General features: G+C 66.2%; 19 protein-coding genes. 14 read left to right on the top strand and 5 right to left on the bottom strand.

Features of this window, described 5'->3' with window-relative positions:
- The first annotated feature begins 175 nt into the window (after window positions 1-175).
- The 7 genes from MLE64_RS14470 (at window position 176) to MLE64_RS14440 (ending at window position 8957) form a co-directional block, all read left to right on the top strand.
- Complete coding sequence (locus tag MLE64_RS14470) at window positions 176-964, top strand: DUF2334 domain-containing protein (RefSeq protein ID WP_243318768.1); 789 nt, start codon at window positions 176-178, stop codon at window positions 962-964.
- Between the two features lie 232 nt (window positions 965-1196).
- A complete protein-coding gene (locus tag MLE64_RS14465; protein ID WP_243318766.1) occupies window positions 1197-1961 on the top strand; it encodes a DUF2334 domain-containing protein in 765 nt (254 codons plus the stop codon).
- On the top strand, window positions 1958-3139 hold the full coding sequence (locus tag MLE64_RS14460; protein ID WP_243318764.1) for a glycosyltransferase: 1182 nt from the start codon (window positions 1958-1960) through the stop codon (window positions 3137-3139). Before MLE64_RS14465 ends, MLE64_RS14460 begins: the two co-directional genes overlap by 4 nt.
- Window positions 3140-5296 carry a glycosyltransferase gene (locus MLE64_RS14455; protein ID WP_243318762.1) on the top strand — a complete coding sequence of 719 codons (2157 nt, stop codon included), beginning with the start codon at window positions 3140-3142 and terminating at the stop codon, window positions 5294-5296.
- Between the two features lie 222 nt (window positions 5297-5518).
- Window positions 5519-6793: a nucleotide sugar dehydrogenase gene (locus MLE64_RS14450; protein ID WP_243318760.1), complete on the top strand. Its 1275-nt coding sequence runs from the start codon at window positions 5519-5521 to the stop codon at window positions 6791-6793.
- Window positions 6790-7824, top strand: coding sequence for an SDR family oxidoreductase (locus tag MLE64_RS14445; RefSeq protein WP_423748262.1), 1035 nt, complete (start codon window positions 6790-6792; stop codon window positions 7822-7824). The genes MLE64_RS14450 and MLE64_RS14445 overlap by 4 nt, the downstream gene beginning before the upstream one ends.
- Window positions 7824-8957 (top strand): glycosyltransferase family 4 protein, encoded by a 1134-nt coding sequence (locus tag MLE64_RS14440; protein ID WP_243318756.1) that lies wholly within the window; start codon window positions 7824-7826, stop codon window positions 8955-8957. The genes MLE64_RS14445 and MLE64_RS14440 overlap by 1 nt, the downstream gene beginning before the upstream one ends.
- Before the next feature lie 96 nt (window positions 8958-9053).
- On the opposite strand, the gene MLE64_RS14435 is transcribed toward MLE64_RS14440, so the two are convergent.
- Window positions 9054-10184: a hypothetical protein gene (locus MLE64_RS14435; protein ID WP_243318754.1), complete on the bottom strand. Its 1131-nt coding sequence runs from the start codon at window positions 10182-10184 to the stop codon at window positions 9054-9056.
- A gap of 238 nt (window positions 10185-10422) precedes the next feature.
- Between MLE64_RS14435 and MLE64_RS14430 the strand changes: the two genes are divergently transcribed.
- Together MLE64_RS14430 and MLE64_RS14425 are read left to right on the top strand one after the other, a co-directional pair.
- Window positions 10423-11544, top strand: a complete 1122-nt coding sequence (locus tag MLE64_RS14430; protein WP_243318752.1) for an acyl-CoA dehydrogenase family protein — start codon at window positions 10423-10425, stop codon at window positions 11542-11544.
- Window positions 11541-13364, top strand: a complete 1824-nt coding sequence (locus MLE64_RS14425) for a non-ribosomal peptide synthetase (protein ID WP_243318750.1) — start codon at window positions 11541-11543, stop codon at window positions 13362-13364. Before MLE64_RS14430 ends, MLE64_RS14425 begins: the two co-directional genes overlap by 4 nt.
- A gap of 135 nt (window positions 13365-13499) precedes the next feature.
- Here MLE64_RS14425 and MLE64_RS14420 read toward each other — a convergent pair whose 3' ends face one another.
- From MLE64_RS14420 to MLE64_RS14410, 3 genes are read right to left on the bottom strand one after another with little or no spacing between them, the layout of a single operon-like run.
- Entirely contained in the window at window positions 13500-15716 is a 2217-nt protein-coding gene (locus tag MLE64_RS14420) for a polysaccharide biosynthesis tyrosine autokinase (RefSeq protein ID WP_243318748.1), read from the bottom strand.
- A complete protein-coding gene (locus tag MLE64_RS14415; RefSeq protein ID WP_243318745.1) occupies window positions 15713-16192 on the bottom strand; it encodes a low molecular weight protein-tyrosine-phosphatase in 480 nt (159 codons plus the stop codon). The genes MLE64_RS14420 and MLE64_RS14415 overlap by 4 nt, the downstream gene beginning before the upstream one ends.
- The gene (locus MLE64_RS14410) at window positions 16189-17337 is read right to left on the bottom strand and encodes a polysaccharide biosynthesis/export family protein (protein ID WP_243318743.1); all 1149 of its coding nucleotides are present in this window, start codon (window positions 17335-17337) and stop codon (window positions 16189-16191) included. Before MLE64_RS14410 ends, MLE64_RS14415 begins: the two co-directional genes overlap by 4 nt.
- A 444-nt stretch (window positions 17338-17781) precedes the next feature.
- Between MLE64_RS14410 and MLE64_RS14405 the strand changes: the two genes are divergently transcribed.
- From MLE64_RS14405 to MLE64_RS14385, 5 genes are all read left to right on the top strand, one after another.
- Window positions 17782-18756 carry a right-handed parallel beta-helix repeat-containing protein gene (locus tag MLE64_RS14405; protein ID WP_243318740.1) on the top strand — a complete coding sequence of 325 codons (975 nt, stop codon included), beginning with the start codon at window positions 17782-17784 and terminating at the stop codon, window positions 18754-18756.
- Between the two features lie 346 nt (window positions 18757-19102).
- Window positions 19103-20617 (top strand): putative bifunctional diguanylate cyclase/phosphodiesterase, encoded by a 1515-nt coding sequence (locus tag MLE64_RS14400; RefSeq protein ID WP_243318737.1) that lies wholly within the window; start codon window positions 19103-19105, stop codon window positions 20615-20617.
- 205 nt (window positions 20618-20822) lie between these two features.
- On the top strand, window positions 20823-22103 hold the full coding sequence (gene uraA, locus MLE64_RS14395; protein WP_243318735.1) for a uracil permease: 1281 nt from the start codon (window positions 20823-20825) through the stop codon (window positions 22101-22103).
- A 28-nt stretch (window positions 22104-22131) separates the two neighbouring features.
- Window positions 22132-23550, top strand: a complete 1419-nt coding sequence (locus MLE64_RS14390) for an NCS2 family permease (RefSeq protein ID WP_243318732.1) — start codon at window positions 22132-22134, stop codon at window positions 23548-23550.
- A gap of 25 nt (window positions 23551-23575) precedes the next feature.
- Window positions 23576-24409 carry a hypothetical protein gene (locus tag MLE64_RS14385; protein WP_243318730.1) on the top strand — a complete coding sequence of 278 codons (834 nt, stop codon included), beginning with the start codon at window positions 23576-23578 and terminating at the stop codon, window positions 24407-24409.
- Between the two features lie 51 nt (window positions 24410-24460).
- Here MLE64_RS14385 and MLE64_RS14380 read toward each other — a convergent pair whose 3' ends face one another.
- Window positions 24461-24820: a hypothetical protein gene (locus MLE64_RS14380; protein WP_243318728.1), complete on the bottom strand. Its 360-nt coding sequence runs from the start codon at window positions 24818-24820 to the stop codon at window positions 24461-24463.
- Window positions 24821-24938 lie beyond the last annotated feature (118 nt).

Here is a 24938-nt window from a genome sequence, read left to right as displayed (position 1 = left end):
GCTGAGGCCAGGGATAGACACGACTACAAAACGTCATTCTATCGATTTTTGACATCCGAATGTATTGTAGATGAAGTCTTGTTGGAGAATCCTGTTCTATGGACACCGGCAGCCTTCCCAACCGATTGCCGCTTCCGTTTTGGCCATCGAATCCGTGGTGAAGGAGACGATCCGCATGACCGATAGCCGCTACCTGGTGCGTTTCGACGACATCTGCCCGACCATGAACTGGGCCATGTGGGAGGCCATCGAGGCTCGTCTGGTCCAGTTCGGAGTGAAGCCCATCCTGGCGGTGGTGCCCGATAACCGTGACCGCAAACTGATGGTCGACCCCCCCCAGGCGGACTTCTGGGCCCGTGTCCGCCGCTGGCAGGCCATGGGCTACACCATCGCGATCCACGGGTACCAGCACGTCTACGTGAACAGGAACCCCGGGATGTTGAAGCTGACTCCGCAGAGCGAGTTCGCGGGTCTTCCGCGGGCGGAGCAGGAGGCCAAGCTGAAATCCGGGCTGGCGATCTTCGCCCAGCAGGGCGTCCGGGCCGAGGCCTGGGTGGCGCCTTCCCATTCCTTCGACCGCACCACTGTGGCGATCCTCGCGGACCTCGGCTTGACCCGCATCAGTGACGGCCTCTGGCCCCGGCCTTTCACCGAGGCCAACGGCATCACCTGGATACCCCAGCAGCTTTGGGATTTCCAGCCCAGGTCCGCGGGTATCTGGACCGTGTGCAACCACCACAACCACTGGACTCCGCAACGGCTGGAGATGTTTGTCGAATCCCTCCGCACCTATGCGTCCCGTCTGACGGATGTCCCCTCCGTGCTCCAGGACTACGCGGGGCGGAGGCTCTCTCTGTCCGACCGTTGGCAAGGGTTCTCGGAATACGTCTGGACGCACCGCATCATGGGGCCCCTCTGGACCGCCCGGCGGCGTCTGCGCGAACGAAGGGCGATGGCCCAATGACTCGGAAACCTCGTGTGCTGTTCCTCATCAATGCCCTGGCGGCAGGTGTCGCCGAGCGGCGGCTGACGCAGTGGGTGCGGGCGATGGACCGGGACCGGTTCGACCTCCACATCGCCGGGCCCGGATCTCGACACGGTTCAGCGACCAAGCCCTGGCCCGGGATATCGAGAAGGCCTTGCTCGACCTCTTCTCAAGAAACCTCCTCCCCGTCCAGCCGGCCGGAGCACCCTCGATGAGCACCCACTTCGACGGTTCACGCTATCTGCTCCGCTTCGACGACATCTGCCCGACCATGGATTGGTCGACCTGGAATGCCGTCGAAGAGATCCTGGTCGCACAGGGTGTGAAGCCGATCCTGGCGGTGGTTCCCGACAATCAGGACCCGAAGCTGATGGTCGATCCGCCGGCACCCGACTTCTGGGACCGGGTGCGTGGCTGGCAGGCGCGGGGATGGGCCATCGGCCTCCACGGGTACCAGCACCTCAGCGTGAATTCGGAGTCAGGCATCCTGGGCTTCCCATCGAAGAGCGAATTCGCCGGCCTCCCCTACGAGGAACAGCTTCACAAACTGAAGCTCGGCATGGAGATCTTCGCCCGCGAAGGGGTCCGGCCAGACGCATGGATCGCGCCTTCCCATTCCTTCGATCTGGTCACCGTGGCCGCGCTGAGGGAGCTCGGGATCCGGACCATCAGCGATGGCTTGGCCTTCGGCCCCTATCAGGACAACCAGGGAACCGTGTGGATCCCCCAGCAGTACGCGATGATGCGGCCCATGCCCTGGGGGGTGTGGACCTTCTGCTACCACCTCGGCCTTCTCTCCAAGGGGGGGATGCCCCTCTTCCGGAAGCGACTGGAGCAGCTGCGACCGAGAATGATCTCCCTCGGCGAGGCGAGGGCCCTTGGCGGCCGGCGCCTCTCCCCACTGGACCGGATGGTGGGCCTCTCGCGGAAGATCCTGACCATGACTCGGAGGCAACGAACGAGGGGGGCCTCGTGATCCGGACCCGCGTCGCGTTCCTCATCCCTTCCCTGATCGCGCACGGGGCCGAGCGGCAGCTGTGCGAGCTGGTGCGGGGGATGGACAAGAGCCGGTTCGAGGTCCACGTCGTGGTGTTCTATGGCCCCGAGGCGCACGGCGAGAACCACCTGTGGGGCGAGGTGGAGGAGATTCCGGACAGCACCTGGCATTGCCTCCACAAGCGCAGGGGTGGTGCGGGGTACCTGACCGCGCTTCCCCGCCTGCTGGCCCTGCTGAGGCGGATCCAGCCGGACGTTCTCCATGGGTACATGGACGCCAACCTGCCGGCCCTGCTGCTGGGGCGCCTTCTTGGCAGGCCAGTGGTCTGGGGCATCCGCCGCGCCAGCAGCGACCTTTCGCTGTTGGATGGCCGGTCCCGGTGGCTGCTCAGGATCTCGGCCCGCCTGTCCCGGTTCACGGATCTGATCATCTTCAACTCTGAGGCGGGACGGACCAGTCACCAGGCCATGGGCATGCGGGCGCCCCGGATGCTGGTCATCCCCAACGGATTCGATGTCACCCGGTTCACACCGGCTTTGCCCAGCGGCCTGGAGCAGCGCCGGGCCTGGAACGTGCCCGCGGAGGCACCGCTCATCGGCATCGTGGGCCGCCTGGAACCGGTGAAGGACCACCCCACCTTCCTGCGCGCGGCGGCACGGATTGTCCGTGATTGGCCTGGAGCCCGCTTCGTCTGCGTGGGCAGCGGGCCGGCGGGCTATTCGGAGTCCCTGAAGCGGCAGGCCGAGTCCCTCGGCCTCAGCGACCGCGTCCTGTGGCCCGGTGCGTGCACAGACATGCCCGCCGTCTATAACGCCCTGACCGTACTCGCCCTGTCCTCGACCGACGAGGGCTTTCCCAATGTCCTGGGCGAGGCCATGGCTTGCGGCATCCCCTGTGTCGCGACCCGGGCGGGCGATTCCGAGCGGCTGGTGGGTGACCCCGAGGCCGTCGTGGAGCCTGGCGATGATCGGGCCCTGGCGGGGGCCATCTCGCGCCTCCTGGGGGAACCTCCAGCGTCCCGCACCGCGAAGGGCCTGGCCCAGCGCGTGCGGATGTGCTCGGAATTCAGCACCGAGACGCTCGTCCGCAGCACGGAAGCCGCGCTGGCATCCCTGCGTCGCGCCCCATCGACCCGTCCCTTCCCCGCCGGTGCCTGAATGTACGACATCGTGTTTCTCACCGATCAATTGGGCCGCGGGGGGGCCGAAACCCAACTGGTCCGAATCTCCACATCCTTGCGCCGAAGGGGCTGGAAGGTGGGCATCCTCTCTCTTTTTCCTGGCAATGACTTCGAGGAGGAACTTCAGGCCTCTGGCATCCGCCAGCTGACGTGCGAGCCTCACCGGACGCTCAAGGACCACCCTCTCATTCCGGTTCGCATGACGCTGCGGCTCCTCCGCCAGCTGCGCGCCTGGAAGCCTTCGGTGCTGATCTGCTTCAGCTACCATTCCGACGTCATCGGCCGCGTGTGCGGTCGATTGGCGGGCGTCCCGGTCATCATCGGCTCCCTCCGGACCGCCTTCACCAAGACCTCGCTTCGTGCAAAGGTCTACCGGATCACGGAACCGCTGGTCGATCTGACCGTCTCGAATTCCCAGGCGGGAATCAATTACATGGTCTCGCGGAAGGTCCTCACGCCGAGGAAGACCCTGGTGATTCCGAATGGGATGTTCACCTCGGATTACCCCTCACCCGTTCCCCGGGAAGAGGTGAGGACCGACCTCGGCGTCGCCCCGGAGGCATTCCTGTGGCTCGCCGTCGGAACCCTAAATCCGGCGAAGGACTACCCCACCATGCTTGAGGCGGCGGCGCGGTGCGCAGCGGCCAACCCCCGGTTCCGCCTGGCCATTGCGGGAGGGGGTGAGCAGATCGACGCCCTCCGGGCGGACGCGGAGAGGCGCGGGGTGGGACAGGCCGTACGCTTCCTCGGGAAGCGCACCGACGTGGCGCGGCTCATGAAGGCAGCGGATGCCTTCGTGCTCTCTTCGGCCTGGGAAGGCCTTCCCAACGCCGTGATGGAGGCACTGGCATCAGGCCTTCCTGTCGTGGCGACGGATGTCGGGGGGGTTCGGGAGCTGGTCGCCCCGGGCCGCTCTGGGTGGATCGTTCCCCCGCGCGATCCGGCTGCCCTGGCGAACCAGATGCTGGCCGCGATGGCCCTGGATGCCCCCGCGCGCGACCGCATGGGTGCGATCGGCCGGGAGCACATGGTCACCCGCTACGACCAGGAACGCATCATCGAGCGGTGGGAGGACCTGGTCCGCCGTACGTCGGCGACGACCCGGAAGCTCCTGCCGAAGCAGGCACCTGCCTTTGTCATCTCCTTGGACTTCGAGCTCCTCTGGGGCCTCCGCGACAAGCAATCCATCCAGACCTACGGGGACCACATCCTGGGGGAACGCGAAGCCATCCCGGCCATGCTTGCATTGTTCAGGCGGTATGGCATCAAAGCCACCTGGGCCGCGGTGGGCATGACGCTCTTCGAGCGGCGCGAGGAGCTCCTCGAGTACTTACCTGACCTGCGACCCACCTACGACCGCGAGGGATTGAATCCCTACCTGGCCCTGGATGAGATCGGAGCCGACGAGCGCTCCGACCCCTACCATTTCGGGCTGTCCATGATCCGCCAGATTCTCGACTGCGAGGGCATGGAGCTCGGGAGCCACACCTTCTCCCATTTCTACTGCCTCGAGAAGGGGCAGACCAAGGCCCAGTTCCGGGCAGACCTGGAGGCTTCCATCGCCGCCATCCAGCGCCTCACGGTCCACCCCGTCAGCTTCGTGTTCCCGCGGAACCAGTACAACTCGGACTACCTGCCCGTTTGCGCCGAGGCCGGGTTCACCTGCTTCCGCGGCAACGAGAAGGCCTGGATGTACCGAGAGTCCGTGGACGAAGGGAACTCCGCCTCCCGGCGCGTGGCGCGCCTGGTGGACCACTATGTCAATCTCTCGGGCTCCAACGGGTTCATACCCGGCGAAGAGGCGGGCCTGGTCAACTGCCCCTCCAGCCGATTCCTCCGCCCGATCCACCCCTCCCTGGAACGCCTGGAGGGCCTGCGTCTGCGGCGCATCAAGAAGGCCATGACCGCGGCGGCCCGGGCCGGAGAGAGCTTCCACCTCTGGTGGCACCCCCACAATTTCGGAACCCGGCTGCAGGAAAACCTGGCCAACCTCGAGGAGCTGCTGCGGTGCCATGTGGCTCTCCGGGACCGCTATGGCGTCGCGCCCATGACCATGGGCGAGCTGGCGGCCCGGACTCGCGCCGGCCTGCCGCACCCACCCATCCACGAAGTCGCCGCGGGAGGACGTGGATGACACCGGTCCGTCGCCCCCCGGAACGCCTGGACGTCTCAGACATGACGTACGCCTACCGCTCCGGCCGGATCCATGAGATCCACGAACAGGGGACCTGGCTGTCCAAGGGTTTATCAAAAATCCATTAGCCACCAGCATCTGATTGAGAAATAATCGCCTCGTCGCACCAGCCATTGGACGACTCGAAAGGTCAACCATCTAGGTCACCGGGAGTGGAGCATCATGCGCATCGCAGTCGTGGGTCTCGGATATGTCGGACTTCCCCTCGCATTGGAGCTGGCGAAGAAGTTCCCCGGCACGGTGGGGTTCGACATCCATGCCGAGAAGGTCGCGGAACTCAAGGGCGGTGTGGACCGCACCAAGGAGGCGGATCCTGCGGCCCTCTGCGGCACGACGCTGAAGATGACGGCGGACCCCGAGGACATGCGGGGCTGCGACTTCATCATCGTGGCCGTGCCCACGCCCATCGATGGCTGGAACCGCCCCGATCTCACTCCCATGCTCAAGGCCAGCGAGACCGTGGGCAAGGTGCTCGGCAAGGGCGCCATCGTGGTGTACGAATCCACGGTCTTCCCCGGCGTGACGGAGGAGATCTGCGGCCCCGTGCTGGAGAAGCACTCGGGGCTCAAGAGCGGTGTGGACTTCAAGCTGGGCTACTCGCCGGAGCGCATCAACCCCGGTGACAAGGTCCACACCGTGGACCAGATCGTGAAGGTGGTGTCCGGCCAGGACGAGGCGACCCTCCGGACCATCGCCGGCGTCTACGGCGCCGTCATCCGCGCAGGCATCCACGAGGCCAGCTCCATCAAGGTGGCGGAGACCGCCAAGGTCATCGAGAACACCCAGCGCGACATCAACATCGCGCTCATGAACGAGCTGGCCATCATCTGCGAGAAGGTGGGCATCCGCACCGCGGAGGTGCTGGCCGCGGCCCGCACCAAGTGGAACTTCCTGCCCTTCAGCCCCGGCCTCGTGGGCGGCCACTGCATCGGCGTGGACCCCTACTACCTCACCACCAAGGCCGAGGAGCTGGGCTACCAGCCGCAGGTCATCCTCGCGGGCCGGCGCATCAACGACACCATGGGCGCCTACGTGGCCCAGAAGCTCGTGAAGCTGCTCATCCAGCAGCAGATCCCCGTGAAGACCGCGAAGGTCGGCATCCTCGGCCTCACCTTCAAGGAGAACGTGCACGACATCCGGAACAGCAAGGTGCCCGACATCGTCGAGGAGCTCCGCCAGTTCGGGGTCGATCCCCTGGTCCATGATCCGCTTGCCGACCACGAGGCGACCCACGAGGAGTACGGGATCCACCTCTCCCCCTTCGAGACCTTCCATGACCTCGATGCCCTGGTCTTCGCGGTCAGCCACCAGGCCTTCCTCGACGGCGGGCCCGCCTCCCTCCGCGCCTGCCTCAAGCCGACCTCCGTGGTCGTGGACGTGAAGTCCTGCTTCCAGCCGTCGGACTTCCCCGACCCCATCTCCTACTGGAGCCTGTGATGAGCCTGTACCAGGCGCTCTGCGAGGACCTCAGGGCCCACCCGAAGCGGTGGCTCGTGACCGGCGTGGCCGGGTTCATCGGCTCATCCGTCCTCCAGAAGCTCCTGGAGCTGGACCAGACCGTGGTCGGGCTCGACAACTTCTCCACGGGGAAGCCCTGGAACCTGGAGAACGTGCGCCAGGGGGTTTCCCCGGCGGCGTGGGCGCGGTTCACCTTCATCGAAGGGGACACCCGGGACCTGGACACCTGCCGGCAGGCCTGCGAAGCCAGCGAGGTCGTGCTCCACCAGGCCGCGCTCGGTTCCGTGCCCCGCTCCATCAAGGATCCCATCGCCAGCCACCAGTCCAACGTGGACGGCCTCCTCAACATGCTCGTGGCCGCCCGGGACGCCGGCGTCCGGCGGATGGCGTACGCCTCCTCCAGCTCCGTCTACGGGGACGACGCCGGCCTGCCGAAGGTCGAGGAGCGCACCGGGCATCCCCTTTCCCCCTACGCCCTCACCAAGGTCATCGGCGAGCAGTACGCCGCCATCTTCGCCCGGACCTACGGATTCAAGACCCTCGGCTTCCGCTATTTCAACGTCTTCGGTCCCCGCCAGAATCCCAACGGACCCTACGCGGCGGTCATGCCCAAGTGGCTCCAGGCCCTGGCCGACGGAGAGACCTGCACCATCCACGGCGACGGCGACACCAGCCGGGACTTCTGCTTCGTGGCCAACGCCGTCCAGGCCAACCTCCTGGCCAGCGTGGCCCCCGAGAGCGCCCTGGGCGAGGTCTTCAACGTCTCCTACGGCGGCACCACGTCCCTCACGAACCTCTACTGGATGATCGTGGAGCGCCTCGCCGCCGTGCATCCCGGGTTCGAGCGCCGCGACCCCCTGTACGGTCCGCCCCGCGAAGGTGACATCCGGCATTCCCAGGCGGACCTCTCCAAGATCCGGGCCCACCTGGGCTACGAGCCCACCCATTCCGTGGCCCAGGGCCTGGATGAGCTGGTCCCCTGGTTCGCGACCCAGGCGGCCCGGCTCTGATGCGGATCGGAGTGCTGGGAGGCGAGGCGAGAGACCTGGTGAACTTCCGCGGCCACCTCATCTCGGAGATGGCCCGGGCGGGGCACGAGGTCTACGGCATCGCCCCGGGCGGCACCGCCGAGATCCAGGCGAGCCTGGCGGCGCTCGGCGCCACCTACGTTCCCATCACCCTCGACCGCACGGGCCTGAATCCCCTCCGGGACCTGGCCAGCCTCGTCCGCCTGCGAAACCTGTTCCGCCACCTGCGCCTCGAAGCCCTCCTGGCCTACGAGGTGAAGGCCGTGGCCTTCGGGACCCTGGCCGCGCGCCAGGCGGGAGTCCGCCAGCGTTTTGCCATGATCACCGGCCGGGGGACTACGCTCCAGGGCACCCCCTCGGGACTCCGCGAGCGGGCGGTCCGGCGCCTGGTGAAGGCCTTCTACCGGCGGGCCCTCCGCCAGTGCCGGGGAGTCCTCTTCCAGAACGAGGACGACCTCGCCTTCTTCCGGAACGAAGGGATGCTGCCGGAGGGCCACCCCTGGCGGATCGTCAACGGCTCCGGCGTGGATCTGGACCACTATGTCCAGTCGCCGCTCCCCCTCGGATCCGTGACTTTCCTATTCGTGGGACGGCTGCTGCGAGACAAGGGCCTGAACGAGTACGTCCAGGCCTGCCGGATCCTCTCGGGCCGGCACCTGGGGGCACGCTTCCAGATCCTGGGTCCCCTGGACAGCAATCCGAACGCGATCAAGGCGGGGCAGGTGGAGGCCTGGACCCGCGAAGGCATCGTGGAATACCTCGGCGAGACCGGGGATGTCCGCCCGGCCCTGGCCGCCGCCCACGTCCTGGTGCTGCCGTCCTACGGGGAGGGGACGCCCCGATCCGTGCTCGAGGCCATGTCCATGGGGCGGGCCGTCGTCACCACGGACGCCCCCGGCTGCCGGGCCACCGTCCGGGATGGAGGCAACGGCTTCCTCGTCCCGGTGCGGAACAGCGACGCGCTCGCCGAGGCCATGGCGAAGCTGGCCAAGGACCGGGGCTTGATCGCCCGCTTCGGGGCGGAAGGCCGGCGGATCGCCGAGGAGACCTACGACGTCCGCCGTGTGACAGCAGACATCCTGGCGTTCATGGAGCTGGCCCCCATCCACCCATAACGCGCGGAGCCTCTGGTCCTTCCCCCCAACCAGCGGTTGCTGGTTCGGCCCCGTGCGGGGTGGCTCGGTGAGGGATCCAAGACTCGAGCGTCAATGCTAGAGATGTACAGGTCCATCGCCGTCGCCGCGATTGAGGTGGAAGCCTGCGGCGCTCTCCTCAAGGGGTTGAAGCAGGGCAGCCAGCTTGGGGGACATGAAAAACGGGAAATTCGAGGGGCCTTCCATGAAGCCCGCGGTTCGCAACGCCAGGCACCAAGCCTGGCTGGCCTGATTCGAGATGACCAGGTCTGACCCGCCATCTTCGAGAACCTTCCTGGAGCAGGCGACGACATCCCGGGCATCGGCGGGCTTGGCGAGGCAATCGACCAGGGTGCCCACTCGCATATCACCAAATTGCTTGTGCCCGGACATCTGAGTATTGAGCAATACCGCCCAGCCCACGGTCTGTCGGTCCCGCATGACCTTCAGGCGTATGAATCGTGGGTTGGTGGCTGGGTACAGGGCATTCAAGATCTGGTGATCGCGCACCGCGATCAGTGAATAGTCGTTTTTACAGCTATCCCAGATGGCGTCGGTCCATTCAGAGAACTCGGGAACAATCTCGTAGGACACATCAGCCGAGGGACGATGGCTGCGTCTCAGGCCGAAGAGCGTCTTGATGCCCAGCCAGCCCAGGCCACTGAACCTGAGGACATCGAAGACGGTCCGCCGAAGGCGGGTGTTCCGCAAGATGGTGATGTTACGCAGGAATGCATTGGGATGAACGACCCTGAACCAGAACGGGACCGGGGTCGTCTGCCATCCGGCTGAAAGCAGAAATTTCGCCATGGGAATATGGAGGCCTCCAATGCCCAGCCCCCACATGTGAGGATGGCTGCGAAGGGCATCCCAGTACAATTTCGCCCCGACCATGGCGTAGGTTCGGTCGGCGATGCCTTCGGAAATCGGGTTCTGGTAATCCTGCATGACCAGATATTCCCCCTTCAGCAGGAAGGGCTGATGTTTCAACCCGTAACCGCCGTGCATGCCTCCTTGTTCATCGACAGCCACGAAATATTCCTGGTACAGATCGAATCCTTCCCGCCGGGGCAGCCACTTGGGAACATGAGATTCCGTGAAATGAAAGGTATACAGGTTGGGGTCGAGGTTTGCCGCGGCGAGTCGTGTGTTGAACGCCCGCACGGCCTCTTCGTGTGCAGCCGTATAGGGGGTGATTTCAATGTGCATGCCACACCTGATGGTTTGAATGAATGAGTTGATTCCGGGGGTGATTCCACCGGGTGGCTGTTCCGGGGCGAAGGCGGCATCTCGAAAGGTCAGGAACGGAGCCCGCACGTCATGGGCTTCCGGTGATGCCCAGCGTCGGTCGACAAGCTTGTAGCAATCCGTTGTCGAACATGATATGACCTTTATTCTTCTGAGGTGATCCCATTCGATGACAGCACTCGGTTACGAGTCCCCGTGGATGACCGACGATACACGGATCTTCCGGCGGACGGTCCGGCACTTCGTCGAGCACGACCTCGTCCCGCACCAGGCCCTCTGGGCGGCGCAGGGCCGCCCGGATTCCGGCGCGTGGATCAAAGCCGGCCAAGCGGGATTGCTGCTGCCGGACGTGCCTGAAGCCTACGGCGGGGGCGGCGGGACTTTCGCGCATGAAGCCGTCGTCGTGGAGGAGTTGGCGCGCGCGGGGATTCCGTTCGGCGCCGGGGTCCAGAGCATCGTGGCCCACTACATTCTGGCCTATGGCAGCGAAGCGCAGAAACGGGCATGGCTCCCCCGCATGGCCAACGGAACCCTCGTCGGTGCGATCGGGATGACGGAACCCGACTCTGGGTCCGACCTGGCGTCCCTCAGGACCCTCGCCCGCAGGGAGGGCGATGACTACGTCATCGACGGTTCCAAGACCTTCATCACCAATGGATGGCATGCGGGTCTCGTGTGTCTCGCCGTGCGGACGGACCCCAAGGCCACCGGCATGAAGGCGCTGTCCTTGCTGGTCGTCGAGACCGAAAACCTCCCCGGCTACCGGATTGGCCAGATCCTGCAAAAGGTCGGTCGGCACCCTCTGGACACGTGCGAGCTGTTCTTCGACGGAGTGCGGGTCCCCGCCAGGAACCTGCTTGGCGCCGGCGAAGGCCGCGGGCTACTGCAACTCATGGAGCAGCTCACCTACGAGCGGCTGTCGATCGGGCTCGCCGCCGTCGCCTCCGCGGAAAGCGCGGTGGAAATGACGACACGCTACGCGAAGGAGCGGCGGATCTACGGCAACCCGCTCATCGACCTGCAGAACACGCGGTTCAAGCTGGCGGAATGCAAGACCGAGGCTAGCATCGGGCGTGTGTTCGTGGACAACTGCATCCAACAGCACATCGCCGGGCGGCTGGACCCGGTGAGCGCGGCGATGGCCAAGTACTGGCTGACCGACTGCCAATGCCGAATCATCGACGAGTGCGTCCAGCTTCATGGGGGATACGGGTACATGGAGGAATACCCGATCGCCCGCATGTGGCGCGATAGCCGGGCACAGCGAATTTATGGCGGCACCAATGAGGTCATGAAAGAAATCGTGGGGCGGTCCTTATGACAAGCAACCATACGCGCGCCGAATTCCCACCCGTTTGCACACACGAGCTGTTCGAGCAGCAGGCGGCCCGGACCCCCGATGCCGTCGCCCTCGCTTTCGGAGCGCGACAGGTCAGCTACCGGGAATTGAATGAACGCGCGAATAAGGTGGCGCACCACCTCCGCGAGCGCGGCGTGGGTCCGAACGTGCTCGTAGGGGTCTGTCTCGAGCGCTCCCCGGAGATGGTCGTGGCGTTGTTTGGGGTGTGGAAAGCAGGCGGTGCCTATGTCCCTCTGGATCCGACCTACCCACCGGAACGGCTGTCCTTCATGATCGGCGATGCCGGAACGCGGTTGCTGCTGACCGAGGAGAAGTGCCGTCCGGTGCTCGGGTCACTGAGCGTCGAGGTGATCTACCTGGACAGCGGCTGGCCGCTGATCGAACACCAAGCCCCCGACAATCCTGCGCCCGTCGCCCATCCGTCCCATCTAGCCTATGTCATGTACACCTCTGGATCGACCGGCCGACCCAAAGGCGCGATGATCGTTCATAGCGGCTTGGTCAATTATTTGTGGTGGGCGATTCAGGCCTATGCCGTCGGGCCCGGCCACAGGGTTCCGGTTCATTCCTCCGTGTCGTTCGACCTCACGGTGACCAGCCTGTACACGCCGCTGCTGGCGGGCGGTACGGTCGAGCTCCTGCCGGAGGATGCCGGCGCGCAGAATCTGGTGACAGCGTTGCAGCGAGCCGGGGGCCACGGTCTCGTCAAGATCACGCCGTCGCACCTGGAACTGCTGAACAAGCAGGTCAGCCCGACCCATGTGCCGGGCATGGTGAGGGTCTTCGTGGTTGGTGGCGAGAATCTGTTGGCCGAAAGCCTCCAACTCTGGCGCGATCTGGCGCCTGACACGCGGATCATCAACGAATATGGCCCTACCGAGACAGTCGTCGGTTGCTGTGTTCACGAAGTGCGGCCGGAAGATCCCACCAGCGGACCTGTGCCCATCGGGCGACCGATCGCGAACACGTCGCTGTATGTGCTCGATCCCAGTCTGCGGCCGGTTCCGCCCGGCGAGATGGGCGAGCTTTACATTGGTGGTGCTGGCGTGGCGAGCGGTTACCTGAACCGGCCGGAACTCACGGCCGAGCGTTTCCTGCCCGACCCCTTCAGCGGCATTCCAGGCGCCACCATGTATAAGACTGGAGACCTCTCAAGGTACCGGGCGGATGGAATCCTGGAATACCTGGGCCGGATCGACGACCAGGTCAAAATCCGCGGCTACCGGGTCGAGCTTGGCGAGATCGAAGCGGCCCTCGCGGCACAACCGAAGGTATGGTCCTGCGCGGTCCTCGCGCGCGAGGACGAGTCCGGGGTCAAGCAACTCCTCGCGTATGTGGTCGCCCGTGACGACGGTAGGCCGGATGTCGCGGAGCTGCGGTCGTTCCTCAAGGAACGGATTCCGGGATACATGATTCCGGCCCACTTCGTCTTCCTGGATGCCCTCCCGCTCACGCCAAACGGAAAGGTCGACCGGAAGGCCCTGCCGCCCTGGACCGGCGAGACTGCTGGCGCCGAAAAAGGTGGGAAGCCCCGCACCCAGACCGAGCAGGCCCTCGCGACGATATGGTGCGATCTGCTGAAGCGGGATACGGTCGGCGTCGAGGATGACTTCTTCGACCTGGGGGGCGACTCGATGAGTGGCATTGGACTGCTCATCCAGATCAAGAGCACGTTCGGCGTGGACCTCGAGCTCGCGGGCCTGTTCGATCACCTTCGGCTATCCACTCTCGCAAAGGCCATCGATAGCCTAGCGCTGGCGAAGACCCCATCAGACTCATGAGATGGGTCATCTGAACGGGGAATCTTCGAATGACCCATTGCGCCCTGATTCATGCAACTTGGTTCACGGAGGACCTCCGCCGCGCGGCGGCCCGCGGCGGCCTCTGGCGGCGAGTGACGGCCCCGTCGGGGTTCGTCACTCGTACCGGTAGTGGTAGGCGTAGCGGTAGTGCGTGTGGTTCCCCGCGACCCCGAGCGGCTGGACGTCATTGAACACGCATCCCATCACCGGCAGGTCCTGGCGTTCGAGCTGGGTCAGGCAGGTCCGCATCTCGTCCAGGGAATGCGAGCCGTACTTCGTCACCAGAAGCACCCCGTCGACCCGTGCACCGATGATGATGGCATCCGTGACCGCCAGCACCGGCGGGGCGTCCAGGATCACGTAGTCGTAGGCCTTCGAGGCCTGGGCCAGGAAGGAGTCGAAGGTCTCCGCCATCAGAAGCTCGGAGGGGTTCATGGGGATGGATCCGGACATCATCAGGGAGAGCCGGGGCACCGCGGTCTTGTGGACCACCGTCTCCCATTCCGCGGTCCGGGCCAGCACGTCGGACAGCCCGCCCGCGCGATCCTTCGACCAGAACTGGCGATGCAGGGCGCCCTTCCGGAGGTCTGCGTCCACCGCCAGCACCCGGCTTCCGGACCGGGCCAGCACCGCGGCCAGATTCGCCGCCACGAAGGACTTGCCGATGTTCGGCGACGGGCCCGTGATCATGATCGTCTGACAGGAGGCGTTCTTCCGTGAGAAATGGAGGGTGGTGCGCAGGCTGCGGAGGCTCTCGGTGGCCAGATCGTCCGGATTGAGCGCCGCCAGCAGGTGCAGGCCGTCCTCGCCGTTCCGGATGGCCTGGCTATGGGCCTCCTGGGCCTTGCTGTGGGGGATGGTCACCAGCACCGGCAGCCCGAGCTTGGATTCGACGAGGCGATGATCCTCGATGCGCGGATTGATGGCCTTGCGGAGGATGGCGAGGCCGAGGCCGACCAGGAGGCCGAGGAAGGTGTACAGCCCCATGAGCAGGGTCTTCCGGGGCGCCACGGGCTTGGGATCCGCCGTGGCGGAATCCACCACCGTGATGCCCCCCACCTCGCCGGCGCTGGCGATCCGCAGCTGCTGGATGTTGTTCAGGATCGCGGTGTAGAGCTCCGTGTTGACCGCCACTTCGCGGGACAGGCGCACCACCTCCTGCTGGGCTCCCGGCAGGGTGCGGACCTTCGATTCGATCCGCCCGTTCTCGGCTTTGAGCTGGGTGATCTGCTTGTCGAGGGTGGCCACCACGTCGGCGTCCTCCCGGTAGGTCCGGAGAAGTTCCTGGCGCCTCTGCTGGAGGGAGGACACCTGCGTTTTGAGGTTGGTGCTCTGCTGGAGGTAGGCGTCTGCTTCGCGGGCGAGATCCACGGATCCGGTCCGGGTCCGGAACTGGTTGAGCCGGTTTTCGGAATCGTCCAGCTTGGCCTTCACCTGGGGCAGCTGCTCCTTGAGGATCTCCAGGGTCTTCATGGTCGTGGAATTCTTCCCCTCGACCTTGTGGTGGATGTACTGGTCGATGATCTCGTTCAGGATCTTCGCGCCGAGGGCCGGATTGGTGCTGGTGAAGGTCAGCCCCAGCACGTTCGTGAGCTTGCCCTTCTCCGCCACGTCGAGGTTGGCGCGCAGCGAGGCGATCCCGTCGGTCACCGGCCTCCGCTCGACCGTGAAGACCTGCCCGGGCTTGGCCCGGAGCGAGCGGACAACCAGCTTCAGGGGTTCCCCCACGTACGACACCGACAGGGGCTGGCCCACCTCGCCCTTGCCCAGAGGGGCGCCCTTCGGGGAATCCAGCTGGAACGCGCCGTCTCCCAGGGCGCGGAGGCCGAACACCGTTCCGCGCAGGTCGTCCGGCATGTCGAACGACTCCAGCTCGACCTTGGGGGCCTCGGGGTTCCCGCGGTTCAGGGCGGCGCCAATGACGGGGAACAGCTTCGGGCGGGCGCGAAGGTCGAGGCTGAGGGCCTCCACCGTCCGGCCCAGCACCAGATTGCTCTGGAGGATCTCGACCTCGCTCGGCGTATCCGAAGGCGCGGAGAGCAGGCCCTCCATCTTCGCGAAGGCCGGGTCCGAGGGGCCTGTCCGCTTGGCCTGGACCTGCAGTAATGCCTGGACCTGGTAGACCGGGGCCGCCTGCCAGACGTACAGACCACCCAGCCCGACGAACACGACGAGCGCCGCGAGGATGAGGTGCTTCCCCTCCCAGAGGTTGGCGAGCCATTCGACGATCCCCATCTCCTCGGGCTCGTGCAGCCGCTTCAGGGGGCGAGCGCGGGGCTCCTCCGGATCCAGCCGGGAGGGTCGAATGCCGGTGGCGAGGGGGCTGTTCATGCAGACCTCTGCTCATGTGCCAAGCGGGGCAGCCAGTCTGACACGGATAGGCGGATGTTCTCACAGGCAGTGCGAAAAGCCTCGGATCCCTGGCGGAAGGGATCCTGGATCTCCCGGGTCCCTTCAGGGCGCCAGTGCCCCAGGAGGAAGGTCCGGCCTAGGAGGCTGGGGGTCATCTTTTCGCACCAGGCTTTCTGGGGAAGGTCCATCACCAGGACGAGGTCCGCCGCCAGCAGCATCTCCTCGGTCAGCTGCCGGCCCATATGGCCGGAGACATCCAGGCCCGCCTCCGCCATCAGCCGGGACACCTCGGGATCCACCGAGAGGCCCTCCAGGGCGTTCAGTCCGGCGGACGCCACCTGGATGTCGGGAGGCAGGGCGGCGCGCAGCATCGCCTCGGCCATGGGGCCCCGGCAGTGGTTGCCTTCACAAATGACGAGGATGTGGTGAATGGCGGGGGTACAACCAGTCTTCATGGTCTTGTGTTCGACGAGGAGCCCAGGTACTTGGCGCTGACGGCGGTCTGCAGCAGGCCGCTGTAGGCCGGCAGGACGAGGTTCACGACCTGGCCCCAGCGCACCACCGTGCCCTTGTCCACATAGACGATGTCCCGGGGCCGCAGCGGGAACCGATCCGCGAGGATCATGGCCGTCGGATTGCGCGCGTCCAGGTGGAAGACATCCACCGCATTGAGCGACGAACCCTGGCGGATCACGTAGATGCACCTGGGGTCCGCAGTCTGCCCCTGGATGCCGCCAGAGTCCTGGATGGCCTTCGCCAGCGAGAGCTGGCCGTGGACCAGGGGGGTCGTCCCCGGCCGCAGGAGCTCGCCCATCATGTAGATGGGGGCGTCGTTCAGGTGCGGAACCTGGAGTGAATCCCCGTTCTGCAGCAGGACCTGGCTCACCCGGTTGCCCTGGGAAAGCAGGGCCTGGAAATTCAGGGTCCAGGTCTTCTGGCCCCGGGAGAGGAGGATGCGGCTGTCGTCGGCCGTGGGGAGGAGCCCGCCGGCGCGGTTCAGGGCCTCGGTCAGGGTGAGCGGCACATCGTTGACGGGATAGACGCCCGGGTTCCGGACCTCTCCGCCCAGATAGACCTTCTGTGATCGGAAGGCGATCACCTTCACGTCCACCTGCGGGTTCTGCAGCACCTTGTTCAGGAGCGCGGCGAGCTTGTCCCGGACCTGGCCCACGGAAAGGCCCGCGACATGGAACTTCCCGACGTAGGGGAAGAACAGGTCCCCATGTTCATCCACCACGGTGCCGGCGGCGGTGTCCTGCCGGTACTGACCCAGGGGAAGGGTGATCTCGGGGTGATCCCAGACGGTGACCAGCAGGATGTCCTGGGGACCGACCAGGTAGACCGGGGGATTCTGCATGAGCAGGCCCTCCAGCGCGAGCGCCTCGCCGGCCGGCCGCTCCTGGGCCTGGACGGCCGTGAGGTTCAGCGGCTGCAGGGAGACCGTCATCCCGTCGACCCGGGTGGTTTCCGGCCGGGAGGGCTGCTCCCGCAGCTTCATGCCCGGCGCCCTGCATGCGCTGAGCAGCAGGATCGCGCCAAGGGCGGCCCCCAGAGCGAGGGCCGGGGCGGCCTTCGGGGCGGCTTTGACCCGGGGGCGCATCTCCGTCCCCCGGCCTGGAACCGCGGGATGCCGCGAGGCGGAGGGTGCAGAACCGACGGTTTGAATCCGGGCACTAGACGGGTCTTGTGGACACACGGCAGTCTCCGAGAGGAGCTGATAGATATATCGCTATTTACCAGAAGCTCGCAAGGAAAATCAGCACGCTTGAGCGAGTTAGTGGATGATATGGTTCCCATCCAGAGGCCCTCCATGCAGCCCCATCCCCTTCCACCCCCAGGCCCCGGGATCCGAGGGCGCCGCCAGGCCGGATCCGCTTCCCGAGGGGTCTACCTGCCACCCAAGTGGAAAGGCGTGGTCGGGGGCCTGGCGGTCGGCGGGGGACTCCTCCTGTGCACGTGCCACGGAAGTGGATCCTCCGGAGCGACGGGGGGGGTCGCGCCGCCGACGGCGAGCTGCACCCCCACGCCCACATCCTCCCTGGTCGTGAACGTCAAGGATGCGCCCTACGGCGCCAAGGGCGACGGGACCACCGATGACACGGCCGCCCTGCAGAAGGCCATCGATGTCGTCGGCGGCACCGGGGGCACGGTCTCGGTCCCGGCGGGAACCTACCGGGTGAACGCCCTCGCCTCCCTGCTCCTGAGAAGCGGCATGACCCTCTCCCTCGACAGCGGCGCGGTGCTGGCAGCCATCCCGAACGGCGCGGACAACTACACCATCCTGCGGGTGTCCGGGGTCTCGAACGTGAACATCCTGGGAGGCACCCTCCTGGGCGAGCGCAGCGCCCACACGGGCACCACCGGCGAGCAGGGCATGGGACTCCGGATCACGGGCGGCGCCCAGCACATCGCCGTGGTGGGGGTCACCGCGAGGGAATGCTGGGGCGACGGGTTCACGGTGACCGATGCCAGCGACGTGACCCTCTGCCACGTCACCGCGGACCACAACCGCCGCCAGGGGCTCTCCATCACCGGGGGGAACGGCGTCATCGTCCGGGATTCCCGCTTCGTCAACACCGGCGGCACCCTTCCCGAGGACGGCCTCGACATCGAGCCGAACAGCGGCCAGACGGTCAACAACGTGCTGATCACGGGTTGCGTCTTCACGAACAACGCGGGCGACGGCATCGAGGTGGGGGTGCCCATCGCCTATTCCGGCCTGGCCTTCATCTACAGCGTGGTGATCGACGGCAACACCATGAGCGGCAATGGCGTGAGCAGTCTCAGCTCGGGCCCCCGCAGCGGCCTCGAGGCCTCCAACACCGGTGGCCATGTCGTGAAGAACAACACCGTCCAAAGCAACGTGGGGTACGGCATCTACCTGAGGAACGGCGTCGCGGGCACCACCGTCACCCGCAACACCGTGACCAGCAACGGGCGGAACGGCATTCTCGAGTACCTGTCCTCGGGCAACAGCATCACGGACAACACCCTCTCCAGCAACGGGGTGCCGCCATGATCCGCCCCGACCCCCGGCCAAGCCCCGGGAGGGCGGTGCCCCCGGCTCGCCCTTGAAGAGGGATCTTTGATCCAGGAAGCGGCCTCCATCGCGCCATTCGAATGGATGCCCGGCCCCGCTCCCCGCGACCGCCCATCCGGCCAGCGAGGGTGGGGCCTCGTCCGGTTCTGAGAGCTTCGCGGACGTACACGACGGTCCTCGAAGGGGCCCTGGCCAGCCGCGCCGGCCTCACCGGGCGTTAGATTCCGAATCAGGTTCCGTTCAACGCTTTTTTCTTGGGGCAATCCATTCCCCGTGGCGCTGTTCTCACGAGCGCCTTAGGATGGATTTGTCTTCCGGAGCCCATTTGCCGAACGAGCGTCCCCACGGTCTGGATCTCAAGGGCTTTATGCTCAAGATCGACCGTCTCGATGCGATCGGCCGCCTCCGGAACGCCGAGCGGCGTATCCAGGCTCTGGAGCAGCGGGTGTCCGAGCTGAGCCTGCTGGACGGAGTCACCAGCCTTCCCAACCATCGGCATTTCGCGGACCGGCTGTCCCAGGCCCTGCTGGTGGCCCAGCGGCACGGGCACATCGTCGCCGTCCTCCTCCTGGACGTGGACCGCTTCAAGCGCGTCAACGACCTGCTGGGGCACCCGGGGGGCGATGAGGTGCTGCGCCTCCTCGGCCAGCGCCTCCAGGAGGCCCTGCGCCAGGGCGACACGCTCGCCTGCATGGGCGGCGACCGGTTCCTGGTCCTGCTCCAGGAGATCAAGGATGTGGTGGCCGCCGCCCGGGTGGGCCAGAAGCTCCTGGAGGCCCTCCAGGTGCCCTTCCGCGCCGGGTCCCGGGAGATCGACCTCACCGCCAGCATCGGCGTCTGCGTCTTCCCCAACGACGGCATGGACGCCCACATCCTGGAGGCCCATGCGGAATCCGCCCTGGTCCGCGCCAAGGAGCGCGGCGGCAACCGCATCGAGTGCTTCACCAGCACCCTCAACGAAGTCTCCCTGGAGCGGCAGGAGCTGGAGAGCTGCCTGCGGAGCGCCCTGCAGAACGGCGAGCTGCAGATGTACTACCAGCCCCAGTTCTTCATGGACGGCCGCCTCGCAGGAGCCGAGGCGCTGATGCGCTGGAACCACCCGCTGCTGGGCGCCGTGCCCCCCGTGAAGTTCATCCCCCTGGCCGAGGAGAGCCGCCTCATCCTGCCCATCGGCGAGTGGGCGCTCCGCGAGGCCTGCGGCCAGATGGCCAAGTGGCAGACCATCAGCCCCTCCCCGCTGATCCTCGCCGTGAACGTCTCCGTCCTCCAGTTCGCCAACGGGGACTGGGATGCCTGTGTGGCCCGGGCCCTGGCGGACACGGGCCTGGAGCCGGGGTGCCTGGAGCTGGAGCTCACGGAGAGCCTGGTCATGCGGCAGGGCCACGAGGACCTGGCGCCGCTCCACCGGCTGCGGGAGATCGGCACGCGGATCGCCATCGACGATTTCGGCACGGGCTACAGCTCTCTGGGCTACCTCCAGCGCCTGCCCATCACCACCCTGAAGCTGGACCAGTCCTTCATCGCCGCGCTGCAGTCCGAGGATCCGGCCCTCTCCTCCGACGCCATCGTGCGCGCGGTGATCCAGCTCGCCCACAGCCTCAACCTCACGGTGGTGGCCGAGGGCGTGGAGACCGAGGTCCAGCGCGACGCCCTGGAGCTGCTCGGCTGCGACTGCCTCCAGGGTTTCCTGCTGGGGCGACCCCAGCCAGCGGACGCCTTCGAGGCCATGCTGGAGTTCATGTCCACGAAGCAGTTCCTGAGGAAGGCCGCCGGGCGGCCCCGGGAGGAGGCGAAGGTCCCCCAGGGCGTCGCGACGGGCCGCGGACGGGGATCCCGCTAGAGCCCTTGTTCCCGCCCCGCAGGCCATCGCATGGGGCGCATCGCGCATGGTGCCTGGAAAAAACATAATGTGACGACTGCAAACGTCCAAGCAGAGGACAATTGAAATGTCCTTGTGCCTCCGGACCGAAGGGACCCTCCCCGGGCCCCGGAGCCAGGCGCCACCCCGCGGTGCCTTCACAAGGTCCTCACCCGCCGAGGCCCCCATGCAGCGCCGCACCATCGACGTCGACGAACGCCTGCCTCTGCTGCAGACCGCGCCCCTGAGCCTCCAGCACCTGTTCGCCATGTTCGGCGCCACGGTGCTGGTGCCCTTCCTCTTCAAGGTGAACCCGGCCACCTGCCTGCTGATGAACGGCGTGGGCACGCTGATCTACCTGGTGGTGGCCAAGGGCCGCATTCCCGCCTACCTGGGCTCGAGCTTCGCCTTCCTCTCGCCGGTCTTCGCAGTGCTGGCGGCAGGACTGAGCTACTCTGCCGCCCAGGGCGGCTTCATCGTCTTCGGCCTCATCTTCATCCTGCTCTCCCAGGTGGTGCGCGTGGCGGGCACCCGGTGGATCGACATCATCTTTCCCCCGGCCGCCATGGGCGCCATCGTGGCCATCATCGGCCTGGAGCTGGCCCCCGTGGCCACCAACATGGCCGGGCTCACGGCCGGTCCCGCCGTGCTGGGCATGCCGCTGCGGCTGGCCCTGGTGGTCTCGCTGTCCACCCTGGCCGTGACCATCCTGGCCTCCATCCTGCTGCGCGGGTTCCTGGCGGTGATCCCCGTGCTGCTGGGCGTCATCGCGGGCTACCTGATCTCGCTGGGGCTCGGCGTGGTGGACCTCCAGTCCGTGCGCCTGGCGCCCTGGTTCCAGGTGCCCACGCTCTACGCGCCCACCTACAACCTGCAGGCCATCCTCATCATCCTGCCCGCCGCACTGGTGGTCCTGGCGGAGCACGTGGGGCACCTGGTGGTGACGGGGAACATCGTGGGCAAGGATCTGATGAAGAACCCCGGCCTGCACCGCTCCCTGCTGGGCGACGGCCTCTCCAACGTGCTCTCGGGCCTGGTCGGGGCCACGCCCAACACCACCTATGGCGAGAACATCGGCGTCATGGCCATCACCAAGGTCTACAGCGTGTGGGTCATCGGCGGCACGGCCGTCATCGCCATCCTGGTCTCCTTCTCCGGGAAGCTGGCGGCCCTCATCCGGAGCATCCCGGTGCCCGTCATGGGCGGCGTCTGCATCCTGCTCTTCGGCGTCATCGCCGCCGCGGGCATCCGCATGCTCATCGAGAAGCAGGTGGACTACACCCAGTCCCGCAACCTGATCCTCACCTCAGTGGTGCTCATCAGCGGCATCAGCGGCGCGGCCGTGAAGCTGGGCACCGTGGAGCTCAAGGGCATGGCCCTGGGCACGGTGGTGGCCATCGTCCTCAGCCTGCTCTTCTGGGGCCTCGACCACCTAGGCCTTAGCAACGACACCGAAACACAATCCTGATCCCTTCACCCCTTTCGAGGAGTACCGCATGGAACGGTTTTTTGGTCTGAAGGCCAAGGGCACCACGGTGGCCACGGAGGTGCTCGCGGGCACCACCACCTTCATCTCGATGGCCTATGTGATCTCGCTGATCCCCAACGCCTTCCTCAAGGTGGCGGGCATCGCCCCGGCGCAGGGCTTCACCGCCTTCGTGATCTGCGCCATCCTCGCCACCCTCATCGGCGCCTTCTACGCGAACCTGCCCATCGCCTTCGCCTCGGGCATCGGCCTCTCGGCCTTCTTCGCGTTCACGGTCTGCGCGCCGGCCAACCAGGGCGGCATGGGCTACACCATCCAGGTGGCCCTCACGGCCCTGCTGCTGGAGGGCCTCGTCTTCATCGCCCTCAGCGCCATGAAGGTGCGCGAGGCGTTCATGGACGCCATCCCCTTCTCGCTGAAGAAGGGCATCTCCGTGGGCATCGGCCTCTTCATCGCCATCATCGGCTTCGTGGATTCCGGCGTCACCCAGGTGGGCCTGAAGTTCGAGCCCGACGCGATCTTCCCGGTGCTGAAGAACGACCCCTCGGCCCTCTTCGGCCTGCATGACGTGAACAACCTCTTCATCGCGAAGTTCTGGGACCACGGCCACCTCACCCCGGCCTTCTGGTCCGTGGTGGGCCTCTTCCTCATCGCCGTGCTGGTGGCCAAGCGCGTGAAGGGCGCCATCCTCCTGGGCATCCTGGCCATCACCCTGGTGGGCCTGCTGCCCGTGAGCTTCGGCGGCGGCTTCACCCACCTGCCCAAGGGCACGCTCTTCCAGATCCCCAGCTGGCCGAAGATGTTCCAGTACGACTGGAGCTGGACCAGGTCCCTGGGCGGCATGATCAACATCTTCATCATCCTGTTCACCCTGCTCTTCGTGGACATGTTCGACACCATCGGCACGCTCATGGGCATCGGCGCCCAGGGCAAGCTGCTGGACAAGGAGGGCAAGTTCCCCGGCGCGTCGAAGGCCTTCATGGCCGACGCCGTGGGCACCACCTTCGCCTCCATGTTCGGCACCACGGCCATCACCGCCTACATCGAGAGCGCCTCGGGCGTGGCCGAGGGCGGCAAGACGGGCCTCACGGCCCTGGTGGTGGCGGGCTGGCTGGCGCTCGCCCTCTTCCTCTCGCCCCTCTTCCTCATGGTGCCGCTCCAGGCCACGGCCCCGGCCCTCATGATGATCGGCTTCTTCATGCTGTCGGAGATCAAGGAGATCCGCTTCGACGACGTTACCGACGCCATCCCCGCCTACCTGGCGGTGGTGGTCATGCCCTTCACCTTCTCCATCGTCAACGGCATCGCCCTCGGCATGATCGCCTACACCGTGCTGAAGGCCGCCACCGGGCGCTTCAAGGAGATCAACCCGATCATCCTCGTGCTCTCGGTCATCTTCCTCCTCAAGCTGCTCTTCCTGTCCGCCTAGGACCTCGCCCCAACCTGGAGAACCCATGACCAAGCTCGCCCTCGCCCTCCTCGTAGCGGCCGCCCTGCCCCTGGCCGCCGCCGACTGGAGCGACACCTTCATCGGCTACCGCACCGGCACCCAGTTCCGCGAGCCCGGCATCGACGGCACCGTGAAGAAGAACATCCTCCAGCTCGGCCACGTCAGCGGCTGGGCCTACGGCACGAACTTCTTCAACGTGGACATGCTCATGTCCGACCGGAACGACCCCACCGCCAGCGGAAACAGCGGCGCCAACGAGGTCTACGCGCTCTACCGCGGCTCCTTGAGCCTCGGCAAGCTCACGAAGACCGACCTCGGCTTCGGCCCCGTGCGCGACATCTCCCTCACTGCCGGCTTCGATTTCAATTCCAAGGACAATGCCTTCGCTTCCAAGAAGCGCTTCCTGGTCGCCGGCCCCACCTTCAACTTCAAGGTGACGGACGGCTTCTTCGACCTGGGCCTCCTGGCCTGCCACGAGCAGAACTACAACGGCATCGTGGGCCGGTCCGTGGACTTCAAGACCACGTACTACCTCACCGCCGCCTGGGGCATCCCCTTCCAGATGGGCCAGGTGGGCGCCGAGTTCAAGGGCTACGCCAACTACGAGGGCGCCAAGGGCAAGGACGGCTTCGGCGTGGAGACCAAGCCCGAGACTCTGGCCAACCTCTCCCTGCTCTTCGACATCAGCCCCCTCTTCGGCACCAAGAAGAAGGTCTACGTCGGCCCCGGCTTCGAGTACTGGAACAACAAGTTCGGCGGCCCGAACAACGACGGCCCCGCCCCCGCCACCAACAAGCGCGTCACCGCGCCCATGGCCCAGCTGCAGATCCACTTCTGAGCTGATCCGGGAAGGCGCGGCGCCTCTCGCTTCCGTGCCTTCCCGCCCGGCTTACCTGCGGATACCGGAGCGACCCGGAAGGCGATATCCACCGCCGCGGGAGCCCTGGTAATCCTCATCGTCCATGCGGTTGCGGTAGGGGCTGCTGAGCCGGACGTTCGTGAACCCCTTCATGAAGACCACCCGGAGGAGATGGTCGTCCTGCCAGAGAGTCCTCAGGATGGTGATGGCATTGGCAGGCTCCTGGTGGTGGAAGGTCACCAGGCAGGCCGTGGTCCCCTCGGCCGTCGAACGGATGTCCACGTCCACCTCCGGCGCCTCCTGTCGCGTCGCGGGCAGGGGAGCCAGACGGGCCCGCCAGGGCGCCACGAAGGTCGCGAAGTGCTCCTCGGAGCTGAAGGCGTCCGCCAAGTTCCGTTGACTGCCGAACACTTTGCGGGTGCCCTCCTCTGTGGTCAGCGCTGCGACCAGGGCTCTGAGCCGGGTCCATTCCTGCAGGGTCGGCTGGTGTGCCGGCGTCGAGGCCGCA

The organism is Geothrix paludis (assembly GCF_022808815.1).
Lineage (GTDB): Bacteria > Acidobacteriota > Holophagae > Holophagales > Holophagaceae > Geothrix > Geothrix paludis.
The sequence above is the reverse complement of the archived record's forward strand: the minus strand, read 5'-3'. Positions and strand labels throughout refer to the sequence as shown.

What these genes read in the sequence shown, in the direction of transcription:
- MLE64_RS14420 (WP_243318748.1), bottom strand. Translation starts at nt 15,716, where the DNA reads ATGAACAGCCCCCTCGCCACCGGCATTCGACCCTCCCGGCTGGATCCG.
- uraA (WP_243318735.1), top strand. Translation starts at nt 20,823, where the DNA reads ATGCAGCGCCGCACCATCGACGTCGACGAACGCCTGCCTCTGCTGCAG.
- MLE64_RS14435 (WP_243318754.1), bottom strand. Translation starts at nt 10,184, where the DNA reads ATGCACATTGAAATCACCCCCTATACGGCTGCACACGAAGAGGCCGTG.
- MLE64_RS14415 (WP_243318745.1), bottom strand. Translation starts at nt 16,192, where the DNA reads ATGAAGACTGGTTGTACCCCCGCCATTCACCACATCCTCGTCATTTGT.
- MLE64_RS14470 (WP_243318768.1), top strand. Translation starts at nt 176, where the DNA reads ATGACCGATAGCCGCTACCTGGTGCGTTTCGACGACATCTGCCCGACC.
- MLE64_RS14455 (WP_243318762.1), top strand. Translation starts at nt 3,140, where the DNA reads ATGTACGACATCGTGTTTCTCACCGATCAATTGGGCCGCGGGGGGGCC.
- MLE64_RS14385 (WP_243318730.1), top strand. Translation starts at nt 23,576, where the DNA reads ATGACCAAGCTCGCCCTCGCCCTCCTCGTAGCGGCCGCCCTGCCCCTG.
- MLE64_RS14450 (WP_243318760.1), top strand. Translation starts at nt 5,519, where the DNA reads ATGCGCATCGCAGTCGTGGGTCTCGGATATGTCGGACTTCCCCTCGCA.
- MLE64_RS14430 (WP_243318752.1), top strand. Translation starts at nt 10,423, where the DNA reads ATGACCGACGATACACGGATCTTCCGGCGGACGGTCCGGCACTTCGTC.
- MLE64_RS14390 (WP_243318732.1), top strand. Translation starts at nt 22,132, where the DNA reads ATGGAACGGTTTTTTGGTCTGAAGGCCAAGGGCACCACGGTGGCCACG.
- MLE64_RS14410 (WP_243318743.1), bottom strand. Translation starts at nt 17,337, where the DNA reads ATGCGCCCCCGGGTCAAAGCCGCCCCGAAGGCCGCCCCGGCCCTCGCT.
- MLE64_RS14465 (WP_243318766.1), top strand. Translation starts at nt 1,197, where the DNA reads ATGAGCACCCACTTCGACGGTTCACGCTATCTGCTCCGCTTCGACGAC.
- MLE64_RS14440 (WP_243318756.1), top strand. Translation starts at nt 7,824, where the DNA reads ATGCGGATCGGAGTGCTGGGAGGCGAGGCGAGAGACCTGGTGAACTTC.
- MLE64_RS14425 (WP_243318750.1), top strand. Translation starts at nt 11,541, where the DNA reads ATGACAAGCAACCATACGCGCGCCGAATTCCCACCCGTTTGCACACAC.